General features: G+C 72.6%; 12 protein-coding genes, 2 pseudogenes and 1 riboswitch. Of the genes and pseudogenes, 3 read left to right on the top strand and 11 right to left on the bottom strand.

Features of this window, described 5'->3' with window-relative positions:
• Positions 1-18 precede the first annotated feature (18 nt).
• The 10 genes and pseudogenes from ACWD01_RS24905 to ACWD01_RS24950 form a co-directional block, all read right to left on the bottom strand.
• Positions 19-876, bottom strand: a complete 858-nt coding sequence (locus tag ACWD01_RS24905) for an energy-coupling factor ABC transporter ATP-binding protein (protein ID WP_451165022.1) — start codon at positions 874-876, stop codon at positions 19-21.
• 2 nt (positions 877-878) lie between these two features.
• The gene (gene cbiQ / locus ACWD01_RS24910) at positions 879-1,628 is read right to left on the bottom strand and encodes a cobalt ECF transporter T component CbiQ (RefSeq protein WP_451165008.1); all 750 of its coding nucleotides are present in this window, start codon (positions 1,626-1,628) and stop codon (positions 879-881) included.
• A gap of 6 nt (positions 1,629-1,634) precedes the next feature.
• Complete coding sequence (locus tag ACWD01_RS24915; RefSeq protein WP_451165009.1) at positions 1,635-2,024, bottom strand: energy-coupling factor ABC transporter substrate-binding protein; 390 nt, start codon at positions 2,022-2,024, stop codon at positions 1,635-1,637.
• On the bottom strand, positions 2,021-2,710 hold the full coding sequence (locus ACWD01_RS24920; protein WP_451165023.1) for an energy-coupling factor ABC transporter permease: 690 nt from the start codon (positions 2,708-2,710) through the stop codon (positions 2,021-2,023). The genes ACWD01_RS24915 and ACWD01_RS24920 overlap by 4 nt, the downstream gene beginning before the upstream one ends.
• A gap of 30 nt (positions 2,711-2,740) precedes the next feature.
• Positions 2,741-2,936, bottom strand: a riboswitch (cobalamin riboswitch).
• 187 nt (positions 2,937-3,123) lie between these two features.
• Positions 3,124-3,534, bottom strand: coding sequence for a PTS-dependent dihydroxyacetone kinase phosphotransferase subunit DhaM (locus ACWD01_RS24925; protein WP_451165010.1), 411 nt, complete (start codon positions 3,532-3,534; stop codon positions 3,124-3,126).
• The gene (dhaL, locus tag ACWD01_RS24930; protein WP_451165011.1) at positions 3,531-4,151 is read right to left on the bottom strand and encodes a dihydroxyacetone kinase subunit DhaL; all 621 of its coding nucleotides are present in this window, start codon (positions 4,149-4,151) and stop codon (positions 3,531-3,533) included. The genes ACWD01_RS24925 and dhaL overlap by 4 nt, the downstream gene beginning before the upstream one ends.
• Before the next feature lie 68 nt (positions 4,152-4,219).
• A complete protein-coding gene (dhaK, locus tag ACWD01_RS24935; protein WP_451165012.1) occupies positions 4,220-5,212 on the bottom strand; it encodes a dihydroxyacetone kinase subunit DhaK in 993 nt (330 codons plus the stop codon).
• Positions 5,213-5,404: 192 nt separating this feature from the next.
• The gene (locus ACWD01_RS24940) at positions 5,405-5,992 is read right to left on the bottom strand and encodes a dihydrofolate reductase family protein (RefSeq protein ID WP_451165013.1); all 588 of its coding nucleotides are present in this window, start codon (positions 5,990-5,992) and stop codon (positions 5,405-5,407) included.
• A 59-nt stretch (positions 5,993-6,051) separates the two neighbouring features.
• Positions 6,052-7,159, bottom strand: a pseudogene (locus ACWD01_RS24945) (serine hydrolase domain-containing protein).
• A 191-nt stretch (positions 7,160-7,350) separates the two neighbouring features.
• Positions 7,351-8,246, bottom strand: a pseudogene (locus ACWD01_RS24950) (alpha/beta hydrolase).
• A 107-nt stretch (positions 8,247-8,353) separates the two neighbouring features.
• On the opposite strand from ACWD01_RS24950, the gene ACWD01_RS24955 reads away from it, so the two are divergent.
• Together ACWD01_RS24955 and ACWD01_RS24960 are read left to right on the top strand one after the other, a co-directional pair.
• Positions 8,354-9,340, top strand: coding sequence for a PucR family transcriptional regulator (locus tag ACWD01_RS24955; RefSeq protein WP_451165014.1), 987 nt, complete (start codon positions 8,354-8,356; stop codon positions 9,338-9,340).
• Positions 9,341-9,660: 320 nt separating this feature from the next.
• Positions 9,661-10,698 (top strand): GDP-mannose 4,6-dehydratase, encoded by a 1,038-nt coding sequence (locus ACWD01_RS24960; RefSeq protein ID WP_451165015.1) that lies wholly within the window; start codon positions 9,661-9,663, stop codon positions 10,696-10,698.
• A 151-nt stretch (positions 10,699-10,849) separates the two neighbouring features.
• On the opposite strand, the gene ACWD01_RS24965 is transcribed toward ACWD01_RS24960, so the two are convergent.
• On the bottom strand, positions 10,850-11,158 hold the full coding sequence (locus tag ACWD01_RS24965) for a hypothetical protein (RefSeq protein ID WP_451165016.1): 309 nt from the start codon (positions 11,156-11,158) through the stop codon (positions 10,850-10,852).
• A 161-nt stretch (positions 11,159-11,319) separates the two neighbouring features.
• On the opposite strand from ACWD01_RS24965, the gene ACWD01_RS24970 reads away from it, so the two are divergent.
• Positions 11,320-13,087: type I polyketide synthase (locus ACWD01_RS24970; protein ID WP_451165017.1), on the top strand; the 1,768-nt coding region annotated here is incomplete at its 3' end.

A 13,087-nucleotide genomic window follows, 5' to 3' on the forward strand; every position in this document is an offset into this window, starting at 1 on the left:
GGTCGCGGGTGCCGGGCGTCAGCCCCGGGAGGAGGTACGGGGAGCCGGCCCGGCGGGGGAGGAGGCGGCCCGTGTCCACGCCGCCAACTCCTCCGCCGTCCGCGGACCTTCGCCCCCGTCCAGCAGCCCCTGCGCCCGCAGCAGCTCCGCGACCGCCGTCCCCCACGGCATCCGCAGCCGCGCCGACTCCAACAACGCGTGGTCCGAGAGGAGTCCGGCCGCCGGGCCGGTCCGCAGGCCGTCCGGCGTCAGCACGGCGGCGTCGTCGGCCCAGCGCAGGGCGAGATCGACGTCGTGCGTCGCCATGACCACCGTCGTCCCCGCCGCGCGCAGACCGTCCAGCACGTCGAGCAGCCGCTCCTGCCCGTGCGGATCCAGCCCCGCGGTCGGCTCGTCCAGGATCAGCACCCGCGGCCGCATCGCCACCGCGCCGGCGATCACGGCCCGTTTGCGCTGCCCGTACGAGAGCAGATGCGTGGGCCGGTCCCGCAGCGCCACGATGTCCATCGCGGCCAGCGACTCGTCCACCCGGGCCCGTACCTCTTCCTCCGCCAGCCCGAGGTTCATCGGACCGAACGACACGTCCTGCTCGACGGACGCCGCGAACAGCTGGTCGTCCGGGTCCTGCAGGACCAGCTGCACCGTCGTGCGGAGCCGGGTCAGCCCGGCCCGGTCGTAGGTCACCGGCTCGCCGCCCAGGCGCAGCCGGCCGGCCGCGGGCCGCAGCCCGCCGCTCAGCAGCCGCAACAGGGTCGTCTTGCCGCTGCCGTTGCGTCCGAGCAGCGCGGTCGACCTGCCCTCCGCGAGGCCGAGGCCGATGCCGGTGAGCACGGCCGGGCCGTCCTCGTAGGCGTAACCGGCGTCGACGAGTTCCACGATCACAGGGCGTACCTTTCGAGCACGAGAGTGAGGACGACGATCCCGGTCAGCAGCGCGGCGACCCAGGCGAGGAACGGGCGGGACACCGTGGCCGGCGGCACCAGCACCCGCAGGGTGCCGTCGTAGCCGCGGCCCGCGAGCCCCGTCTGCAGCCGGCTCGCCCGGTCGAAGGCGCGCACGAAGGCCGTCGCCCCGAGCCCCGCGAGCGAGCGCCAGGCGGCGGCTCGCGTCGTGTGGCCGAGGCGGGCGGCCTGGGCCTGGCGGATGTTCGCCACGGCGTCGAGCAGCAGAAAACTGATCCGGTACATGACAAGCGCCACGTCGACCACCGCGGGCGGCACGCCCGCCTTCACCAGCCGCGGCAGCAGGTCGGACATCGGCGTCGTGAAGGCGAACAGCAGAACGCCCAGCGAGGCCGCGGACGTGCGCAGCAGCAGCCGCGCCGCCTGTCCCGGCCCGTCCGGCGCGAACGCGACCAGGCCGTCCGGGCCGCCGACCGCGAACAGCAGCGGTACGGCCCCGGTGACACAGAACCCCAGCGGGATACGGAACGCCCGCCAGAGCCGGCGGGGCGCCACCCCCGCCGGGCCGAGCAGCACGGCGAGCGTGGCCGCGGCGACGAGGACGGCGCCGGGCCACGGCGGCAGACAGACGGCCGTCACCGTCAGACCGACCCCGAGGGCGGCCTTCTCGCACGGGTGGCGGCGGCGCCAGCTGCTGCTGTGCGCCGCCACGTCGATGGGAAGCATCGGCGGCTACGCCGGGGGCGCGGCGGTGTCGGAGTCCTCGGCGGCGGCTTTCGCCGGCTCCTTCGCCTGTGCCTCTTTCCCCTGCGCCTCCTTCGCCCGCTCCTCGCCCTGCCGCCGGCCCCGGCGCAGCCCGAAGTAGTACGCCAGCACGCCGGCGCCGAGCGCCGCCTGCAGGGAGAACAGCGCCGACTCGACCTCGCCGGACGGCGGTTCGTACAGCGGGGAGAACCAGGGCTCGTAGTCCGGTTCGAGCTCCGTGATCGCCGCCTCGGCCTCCCCGTCCGCGCCGGTGAACGGTTCCGCCTTGTGGTCCCCGAGTCCCAGGACCAGGGGCAGGACGGCCAGGGCCGCAACGGCCAGCAGGAGCAGGGTGTTGATCCTCGCGTTACGGCTCATCGGACCGTGGCCTCCTTCTTCGTACCCGGAACCAGTACGCCGAGCCTGGTCAGTTCGCCTTTGCTGGACCGGCTGAGCAGCCGCATCACCAGCACGGTGAGCAGGCCCTCGCTGACCGCCAGCGGGATCTGGGTGAGGGCGAAGATCCCGCCGAACTTCGCCAGCGAGCCCGCGACACCGCTGCCGGGGTCGGGGAAGGCGAGCGCGAGTTGGACGGTGGTCACGCAGTACGTGGACAGGTCGGCGGTGAACGCGCCGAAGAACACGCTCACCATCAGCGGCGCCCCGGACCGGCGCAGCAGCCGGTACACCCCGTACCCCGCCCAGGGGCCGACGACCGCCATCGAGAAGACGTTGGCGCCGAGCGTGGTCAGACCGCCGTGCGCCAGCAGCAGGGCCTGGAAGAGCAGCGTGATCGTGCCGAGCACCGCCATGATCGGCGGTCTGAACAGGATCGCGCCGAGACCGGTACCGGTCGGGTGCGAGCAGCTGCCCGTCACCGACGGGATCTTCAGCGCCGACAGGACGAACGTGAAGGCGCCCGCCGCGCCGAGCAGCAGGGTCGAATCGGGATTGGACCTGACCTCGCGGGTCAGGGCGCGTACGCCGTGGACGACGAACGGGGCGGACGCGACGCCCCAGGCGGCCGCGTGCAGCGGGGGCAGATACCCCTCGGCTATATGCATGATGTGGGAGACCCTCTCCAGCACCTCGTGGATGGACAACGCACCCTGGCCGGTCTCCTGGCTGACGGGTCATGCCGCCCGTACTCCGCCTTCCCGGGCACCACGCGCAGGCGCGGTGTCCCAGTGGCTCCCCGTGAGGGGTCGGAGCCGGACTTCCCGATCACAGTGGCGAGGGCCGCACCGGTACCGCACCGGTTTCCCGAACACCAAGGCCCCGTGACAGTAATGCGCCGACCAGCGACATCACAAGCCGCGCACGGGCGCACCGGGCCGCGGCGGGGTGAGCCGTTCGCCACATCCGGGCCGGGGGCGGGCGTTCGGGGGCCGCTCGCGGCCGCGGTACGTCGGGGTCTGGGGCGGTCGTACGCGCGGTTCGCGGGCCGCGGTGCCTCAGAGCTTGCCGCGGCCGTACGTCACACCTTGCGGTAGTCGTACGCCTCCGAGGCCGCCGCCTCCACCGCGTCCAGGTCGGCCCCCGCGGAGGCCGTCACCAGGGCCGCCACCGCGCCCTCCACGAACGGCGCGTCCACCAGCCGGGTCCCGTCGGGCAGTTCGTCGCCCTCGGCCAGCAGCGCCTTGACCGTCAGCACGGCGCTGCCCAGGTCCACCAGGACCGCGACGCCGGCGCCGCCGTCGACCTGCTCCGCTGCCGCGGTGATCAGCTCGGCGCTGGTGCCGAGACCACCGTCCGGGGTGCCGCCGGCCGGCGCCACCGGGGCCGTACCGCCGCCGCCCGCGAGGCCCTTGGCCAGTTCGGCGACGGCGGCGGCCACCTCCCTGCTGTGCGAGACCAGCACGATCCCGACCTGTCCGGCGTCGCTCATGGCGCCTCCACCGCCTCCGCCGTCTCGGCGAGCGCGGCGACCAGCAGGGCGGACGACGTGGCTCCGGGGTCCTGGTGGCCGATGCTGCGCTCACCGAGATAGCTCGCCCTGCCCTTGCGCGCCTGCAACGGCACCGTCGCCAGGGCCCCCTGCTCGGCCGCCTCGCGGGCCGCGGCGAACGACTCGGTACTGTCGCCGAGCGCCGCGACCGCCGGCTCGAGGGCGTCCAGCATCGTCTTGTCGCCCGCCTTCGCGCCGCCCAGCTGCGCCACCGCGGCGACCCCCGTCCGCAGCGCCTCCGCGAGCTGCGCGGGAGTCACCTCCGCGTCGTCGCCCAGCGCCTTGCCGGTGCGCCGCAGCAGCGTCCCGTACAGCGGGCCCGACGCGCCGCCGACTGTCGACACCAACTGCCGTCCGGCCAGCATCAGGACTGCGCCGGGCGTCGCCGGCGGCTCCTTCTCCAGCGCGGTGCCGACGGCCGTGAAACCGCGCCGGAGATTGCTGCCGTGATCCGCGTCACCGATCGCCGAGTCCAACTCGGTCAGTCGGTCCGCCTCCCGGTCCACGGCGGCTGCGACCGCGGCCAGCCAGCGGCGGAAGAATTCGGCGTCGAGCACAGGAACTCCCTGGTGAGTCGGGTCGGTTCGGTCGGTACGAGGGACGACGGCATCGGGGACGCAGGCCGTCACGACCCCCAGCGCAGAGCCGGTGTCCGCACCGGCGCGTCCCACAGCCTGAGCAGCTCCTCGTCTACCTGGCAGAGGGTCACGGACGCGCCGGCCATGTCGAGGGACGTCACATAGTTGCCGACGAGGGTCCGGGCGACGGCCACGTCCCGCTCGGCCAGCACCCGCTGGACCTCCGCGTTGAAGCCGTACAGCTCCAGCAGTGGAGTCGCGCCCATGCCGTTGACGAGGACGATCACCGGGCCGGAGGGGCGCAGATCCTCCAGGACGGCCTCGACGGCGAAGTCCGCGATCTCCCGCGACGTCATCATCGGGCGGCGCTCCCGCCCCGGCTCGCCATGGATGCCGACGCCCAGTTCCAGTTCCCCGGAGGGCAGGTCGAAGGTGGGGCCGCCCTTCGCCGGGGTGCTGCAGGCGCTCAGCGCCACGCCGAAGCTGCGGGTCGACGCGTTGACCTGCCGGCCGATCGCCTCGACCCGCTCCAGCGGCGCCCGCTCCTCGGCGGCGGCCCCGGCGATCTTCTCCACGAACAGGGTCGCGCCGGTGCCGCGCCGCCCGGCCGTGTACAGGCTGTCCGTCACGGCCACGTCGTCGTCGACCAGGACCCGCCCCAGCCGTACGCCCTCGTCCTCCGCGAGCTCGGCGGCCATGTCGAAGTTCAGGACGTCACCGGTGTAGTTCTTCACGACGAACAGCACGCCCTCGCCGCTGTCGACCGCGGCGGCGGCCCGCACCATCTGGTCCGGCACCGGGCTGGTGAACACCTCGCCCGGGCACGCCCCGTCGAGCATCCCGGGCCCGACGAACCCGCCGTGCAGCGGCTCGTGCCCCGACCCGCCCCCGGAGACCAGCGCCACCTTCCCCGCGACGGGTGCGTCCCGCCGCACGATCACCCGGTTGTCCACGTCCACGGCCAACTCGGGATGCGCGGCCGCCATTCCGCGCAGCGCGTCCGCGACGACGGTCTCCGGCACATTGATCAGCATCCTCAACGGTTCCTCCTGGAAGGTGCCTGCCCGGCCCGTGCGCCGGGTCCTGCCTGGTCGGTGGGTCTGTACGGTTCGTGGCCCGTGGCGTCGCCTGTCGTCGTCGGGACGGAGGCGTCCAGTATCGAAGAGGCGGGACCCGATCGGGAAGCGGCGCGGCGAAGGCCGCGCAGAGATCCGGTGACGCTCCGGCGCGCCTCACTCGCTCCTCCGGGGCAGGGCCTGGCGCACCACGCGGTGGCGGAGGTAGACGACGCTCGAGCTGAAGGTGCGGGTCTCGACGAGTTCGAGATCCACCCGGCGTTCGTGGTGGGGGAAGAACGGGATGCCACCGCCGACCAGCACCGGGTAGACCATGGCCCGGTACTCGTCGATCAGATCCAGCGCGGCCGCCTCGGCGGCGAGCGTCGCGCCGCCGATCGCGATGTCGCCCTCACCCGGCTCGGCCCGCAACCGTTCGATCTCCTCCGCCAGGCCGCCGGAGGCCAGGCGGGCGTTGCCCTGCACCGCCGGCAGCGTGGTGGAGAACACCACCTTCGGGAGCGGCTTCCAGAGCGCGGCCCACTCGAGCATCGGCGCGTCGAGGGAGGGGTCCTGGTCGGCGGTCTCCCAGTACAGCATCGTCTCGTACAGCCGTCGTCCCATCAGGTGGACGCCGACGTCCCGGATTTCGTCGATCCAGAAGCGGAAGACCTTCTCGTCGGGCGCCGTCCAGTTGAAGTCGCCGTCCGGCCCGACGATGTAGCCGTCGAGGGACATGCTCATGGAGTAGGTCACGCTGCGCATCAGAGGTCCTCCTCGGGAACGGGACTCGACACTACGACCGCCGCCCGCCCCAGGACTCGTCACGGCACGCGGGCCCCGGCGTTCGCGTCGCCGCACATCGCCTGCCGGTACAGCGCCGACAGCGCGTCGTCGATGGGGGGGGTGCCGAGGCTTCCCCGCGGAGTCCAGCTTGTTCCATCTGATGAGGTTGACCGCGACGGACATCTGGCGCCGGCCGTCGGCCCGGGTCAGGGACATCGTTCCGGCTCCCCAGACCGTGCCGTCGTGGCCCCAGAAGGTGCCGCAGCCCAGAGCGTCGACCTTGTGCAGACCGAGGCCGTAGTCGACCGTCGTTCCGTCCAGGGCGCGGACCGGGACCGTGCGCTGCATCTGCGTCAGCGACGCATGGCTGACGATCCCGCCGTCGAGCAGCCTGCCGTAGAAGCGGTTGAGATCCTCCATGGTCGAGACCAGACCGGCCCCGGTCATCACCCAGGACATGTTGTAGACGCTGTAGTCGCGCGGCGGGTCGATCAAGCCGTACAGCGCCTCGTACATCCGCGGGTGCGGCCCCCTGATACGCGGCCCGGACGGAAACCCGGTGTGCCGGAGTCCGGCGCGCTCGATGACGTTCCGGGTGATGTACTTCTCGGCCGTCGTGCCGGTCACCTGCTCCAGGAGTTTGCCGAGGAGCAGGTAGTTGGTGTTGGAGTAGACCCCGGTCGGGCCTCCGGGCCGGCCGGCGGGCGGCGCCGTGCGCCCCATCTCGATCAACTCGGCCGGGCGGAACTGCCTGAACCGGTTGTCGTCCAGGCTGTCGGGCGAGACGTCCGGCAGGGAAGGTCACGCCTTGAGCGACGGGAACGCGTAGGGCAGGTAGTCGCTGATGCCGCTGGTGTGGTTGAGCAGCATCCGGACCGTGATCCTCCTGCCGCGCTCTCCCGGCACCAGCCGCGGCAGATAGCCGCCGATCGGCGCATCGAGCCGGATCCGGCCCTGCTCGACCTGCTGCATGATTGCGGCGGCGGTGAAGGTCTTGGTGATGCTGCCGACGCGCTGCCGCATGCCGGGCCTGACGGGACGGCCGTTGCTGACATCGGCGACCCCGGAAGCGCCGCGCCAGACCTGGCCGGCCGCGCGCACCTCGGCGTACACCCCCGGTATTCCCGCGCGGTGGACACCATCCATGGCGGACTTCAGCTCCGCGGGAGCCAAGCCGGTCGACGGGCTCGTGCCGCCGGCCGGCACGGCCCTTGCCCCGTCTGGCGCGGGAACCGCCGCCACCAGGCCCGCACAGACACTCAGCGCGGCCACACTTCCGCACACCATCAGCCGGATTCTCAAGACAGCCGTCCTTTCGTGATCAACGGGTGCGACGCTCACTCGGCCAGGGCGCGGCGCAGAGCCGCGCCGAGTTCGGCGTTCTGCCGCTGCGAGACCTCGGCGGACAGGATCGCCTGCGACCCGTGGAAGGTGCCGGGCCACTGGTGCAGCTCCACCGGCACGCCCGTCCGCAGCAGACGCAGCGCGTAGTCGATGCCTTCGTCGCGGTTCGGGTCGAACTCCGCGGTGGAGAGGTAGGCCGGCGGCAGGCCGGACAGATCAGCGGCCCGTGCGGGGCGGCGTACGGGGTGGCGGACCGGGAGCCCAGGTAGTGCCGCCACGTGGTGGTGGCCTTGTCGCGATAGAACCAGGGCGTGTCGGTGAAGTTCCGCGCCGACCACGTCTCCTGCCGGTCGTCGAGTCCCGGCTGGTTGAGCAGTTGGAGGCGGATCGCCGGCCCCTGCGCGTCACGCGCCCGCAGCGCCACCGCGGCCGCGAGCCCGCCGCCGGAACTGTGGCCTCCGACGGCGATCCGCGCCGGGTCGACGCCGAGGCCGGCCGCGTGCCCGGCCGCCCACGTCAGCACGGCGTAGGCGTCGTCCAGGGCGGCCGGGAACGGGTGCTCGGGGGCCAGGCGGTAGCCCACCGAGATCACGACCGCGCCGGAGGCCTGCGCGATCCGGGCGGCCCACGAGTGCTCGGTGTCCAAGTCGCCCATGACGAATCCGCCGCCGTGCAGCCAGGCGACGGCGCCCTGCGCCCGGTGCGGGCGGTAGATCCGCACCGCCACGTCCGAGTCGGCGGGCACCGTACGGTTCACCACCTCCATGTCCGCGGTGTCCGGCGCCGGCACGGCGGCGGCCAACTCGCCGAAACTCTTTCGCGCGGGGACCGGGTCGGTCAGGTCGGTGCGGGGGAACAACGGGATGAACGCTTCGAGTTCGGGATCCATGACGACCATCCTCACGGCCGTCCCCCGAGGGGTCACCCGCCGTCCGTCGCGCATCCCGCCCCGATCACGCGACGCGCGGCGCACCCCCGTCTTTCTATCCTTCAGTCATGGAGGCACTGGCCGTACGGCTGTCGGGACTGGATCCGTACGTCGACGGTGCGATGCGCATCATCGCGTTCTACGACACCCTGATGCGCCGACGGGTGGACCTCCCGGCGCTCGCCCGGGCCTCGGCCGGCCTGGCCGAGTGCGTCGCCGGGATACGACTCCACCACACGGGGCGGGCGACCCGCGTCTCGCCCCACGGCACGGAAGCGCGCACCCCGCAGCCGCCCGCGTCCACCACGGGGTCGATCACCCTCGACGAGGAGGAGGTCGGCACGGTGTGGCTGGAGCGTCCCGGCCCGCCCAACCCGCTCGACGAAGTCCTCCTCGACCGGCTCGCCATCGCCGCCGCGGCGGTCGTCGAGCGGTACGGCTCGGCCCGCACCACCATGGCCGACCCCGCCCTCGTCGAACTGGCGATCAGCGCCGACAGCGACGAGGCGGCCAGGGCACGGGCGTTACGGCTCCTGGGATTCGCCGGCGACCGGCCGGCCCACGTCGTCGCCGTCCGCTCGCGGCTACCGCTGGACCGGATCGGCGGCCTGGTCTGCCCGGCCGGCCCGGTGAAGGCGGTGCCGCTCGCCGGCGTGGGCGTCATCCTGGCCACCACCTTGGACCCGGACCGGTTCCCGGCGGGCGTACGCGCGGGCATCGGCGCCGCCGGAAGCCCCGATTGGTCTTGGCGGCAGGCCCGGACCGCCCTCCGCTTCACCACCCCCCGCGAACCCGTCGTCCGCTACACCGACCTGGGCGCGCTGGCGCTCCTGGCCCAGATACCCGAGGACGACGCGCGCGACAACGCCGACGTGGCCGCCATCGCCAGAATCGCCGGCGATCCGGAGGCTCTGGAGACTCTGGACGCCTACTGCGCCACAGGCTCCCTGCGCCGGGCCGCCGACCTCCTCCACCTGCACCACAGCAGCATCGCCCGCCGACTGGAACAGCTGGCGAAGACCTGGACTTCGAACTCACCGAACCCACCGGACTGACCAGGGCCAAGGTCGCTCTCACCGCCTGGCGACTGCTCGACGACTGAGCAGGCTCCGCCCCCGGCACCGGCGACCAGTTCCTCGCCGGGCCGGCCGGCCGCCCGGCCCGGCGCCGGGCGCGGTCGACGGCGGCGACCTCGCGTACGGCCTCTGCGACAGCGGCGCCGCGAAGTCCTCGCACGCAGCCCGAAGCGAGCCCGGGCGCCACCTCTCCGGCGAGGACGCCGGTGTCGGCGCAGGGCGGTGAAGTCTCGCAAATTCCTTAGCCCGTTACTGCTTCGCTGGTCCTCCGTGAAACCGTGAGAACGAAAGGGCATGGGATGGCCAAGCGCGCGCTGATCACCGGCGTCACCGGGCAGGACGGATCGTATTTGGCGGAGCACCTGCTTTCCTTGGGATACCGAGTCTGGGGGCTGACCAGGGGGCAGGCGAATCCGCGCAAGGACCGCGTCAGCCGACTGATCCCCGACCTTGAATTCGTGCACGGTGATCTGATGGACCAGGGCAGCCTGGTCTCCGCGGTCAACACCGTGCAGCCGGACGAGGTCTACAACCTGGGGGCGATCTCGTTCGTCCCGATGTCGTGGCAGCAGCCGGAACTGGTCACCGAGGTCAACGGGACCGGTGTGCTGCGGATGCTGGAGGCGATACGGATCGTCAGCGGTCTGAGCAAGCCGTCGGCGAGCAGCGTCGTCGACGGGCAGATCCGCTTCTACCAGGCGTCGTCGTCCGAGATGTTCGGCATGGTGACGCACTCGCCGCAGAGCGAGACGACCTCCTTCCATCCGCGCAGCCCCTACGGTGTGGTGAAGACGTACGGGCACTACATGACGCGGAATTACCGGGAGTCGTACGGCATGTACGCCGCCTCCGGGATTCTGTTCAACCACGAGTCGCCCCGGCGCGGCGCGGAGTTCGTGACCAGGAAGATCTCGCTGGCCGTTGCGCAGATCAAGCTCGGTCTCCAGGAGAAGCTGAGCCTCGGCAATCTCGACGCGGTGCGGGACTGGGGATTCGCCGGGGACTATGTCCGTGCCATGCACCTGATGCTCCAGCAGGATCAGCCGGACGACTATGTGGTGGGCACCGGGCAGATGCACTCGGTCCGCGACGCCGCCAGGATCGCGTTCGAATGCGTCGGGCTGGACTGGGAGGACTACGTCGTCGTCGACCCCGGACTCGTACGCCTCGCCGAGGTGGAAACCCTGTGCGCCGACTTCTCGCACGCCCGCAAGCACCTCGACTGGGAACCGACGGTGGACTTCGAGGAACTGATGCGGATGATGGTGGAGTCGGACCTGAAGCAGGCCCGCCTGGTGAGCGAACAGCGCGCTGAACTCGCGGGGGCGCACTGGTAGCGGACAGCCGGAGCCCAGCGGCGATCCGGCGAGCAACCACGCGGCGTTCCGCCCGGTGCTCGCCGGATCTGTGCTGTCAGGGGTGACGGCGGGCTGGGTGCGGGAACGACGGTCCGCCCCGCCGGTAGTGCGGGGCGGGGATTTCGCGAGGTCAGTGGCGCCGGGACAGTGCGAGGACCGCCAGGGCGATCGTGGTGCCCTCCCGGCCGAGGTGGTGCGCGTAGCGCCGCAGCATCGCGTTCTCCCGGGCGAGCGGCGACATCGGCAGGCCCGACGAGCGCCGGGCCAGCTGGCCGTCCCGGGCCCGTCGCGCCCGGTGGAGCACCAGAGCGATGAGCTGCTCGTCGAGTGTGTCGAGCTGGTCGAGGTCGTACGGCTCGTACGACTCGCGCTGCTCGACCGGGTCGGTGACGTCGGTGAGGCGGTCGGACGCCGCGCCGCCCTCCAAGGTTTCGGACATGCCGCCGATCCTGCCTGTCCGCCGTTCCGTAAATCCCTAATCCATGACTAGGGGAATTCCTGGCGGCGCCGATCGGAGACTTGCCGCTGGTCTGCAGGTATGCGCCTTCACCGCGTCTGACCCCCTGCTGTCCGCCGGTCTTCCAGATGGGTTGAGTTGATATGGGCAACGAGCAGAAACTCCGGGACTACCTCAAGCGGGCCGGCGCGGACCTCCAGCGCTCGCGGCAGCGGGTGAACGAGCTGGAGGCGGCCGCCACCGAGCCGATCGCCATTGTCGGCATGAGCTGCCGCTACCCGGGCGGGGTCGCCTCCCCGGAAGACCTGTGGTCCATGCTCGTGGAGGAACGGGACGGCATCACCGGCCTCCCGGCCGACCGCGGCTGGGAACTCGACCCCGCGGACGGGACCACCGACATCCGCGGCGGATTCCTGCGCGGCGCCGCCGACTTCGACCCCGCCTTCTTCGGCATCTCGCCCCGCGAGGCCCTGTCCATGGACCCGCAGCAGCGGGTGCTGCTCGAGGCGACCTGGGAGGCGTTCGAGCGGGCCGGCATCGACCCGCTCGCGCTACGGACCACCCGTACCGGCATGTTCGTCGGCGCGATGCCGCAGGAGTACCGCACCGGGCCCGACGACGACGTGCAGGGCTTCGTCCTGACCGGCAACGCGACCAGCATCATCTCGGGCCGGCTGGCCTACGTCTTCGGCACGGTCGGCCCCGCCGTGACCGTGGACACCGCCTGCTCCTCCTCGCTCGTCGCCCTCCACCTGGCCGCGCAGTCCCTGCGCTCCGGCGAGTCCGAACTGGCGCTCGCCGCGGGCGTCACCGTCATGTCCAGTCCCACCACTTTCGTGGAGTTCGCCCGGCAGGGCGGCCTCGCCGCGGACGGCCGCTGCCGTTCCTTCGCCGACTCGGCGAACGGCACCGGCTGGGCCGAGGGCGTCGGCGTCCTCGTCCTGGAGCGGCTCTCGGACGCCCGCCGCAACGGGCACCGGGTGCTGGCCGTGGTCCGCGGCTCCGCCGTCAACCAGGACGGCGCGTCCAACGGCCTGACCGCCCCCAACGGACCCTCCCAGCAGCGCGTCATCGAACAGGCGCTGCGCGGCGCCCGGCTCTCCGCCGGCCAGGTGGACGTGGTCGAGGCCCACGGCACGGGCACCACCCTCGGCGACCCGGTCGAGGCGCAGGCGCTGCTCGCCACGTACGGGCAGGACCGCGACGCCGAACGGCCGCTGCTCCTCGGCTCGGTCAAGTCCAACATCAGCCACACCCAGGCCGCCGCCGGTGTCGCCGGCGTCATCAAGACGGTTCTCGCGCTGCGCCACGAACTGCTGCCCAGGACGCTGCACGTGGACGAACCGTCCACCCACGTGGACTGGTCGGCCGGCGCCGTGCGGCTGCTCACCGAGGCCACCCCGTGGCCCCGGCGCGAGGAACCGCGCCGGGCCGGCGTCTCCTCCTTCGGCCTCAGCGGTACGAACGCGCACGTCATCATCGAGCAGGCCCCGACCGAGCAGACCCCCGAGGACGCCGCCGCACCTGAGCCGCAGGCCACCGAGGCCGTCGAGCCGGGACCGCTGCCGTGGCTGGTGTCCGGCCGCACCCCGCAGGCCCTGCGCGGCCAGGCGGACCGGCTGCTGGAGTTCCTGGCGGCCGAGCCGCACCACCGCGACACCGACCTCGCGTACTCCCTGGCCACCACCCGCGCCGCACTGGAGCACCGCGCCGTGATCACCGCGGCCGACCGGGCCGGGGTCCTGGCCGCGCTCACCGCCCTCGCGGCCGGCGACGACGGCGCCGCCGTACAGGGCGCCGTCCAGGGACGGACCAAGCTCGGTCTGCTCTTCGCCGGGCAGGGTTCGCAGCGGGCGGGGACGGGGCGTGAACTGTGCGCCCGGTTCCCGGTGTTCGCGGCCGCGCTGGACG

This window comes from Streptomyces sp. NPDC002835 (assembly GCF_053591995.1).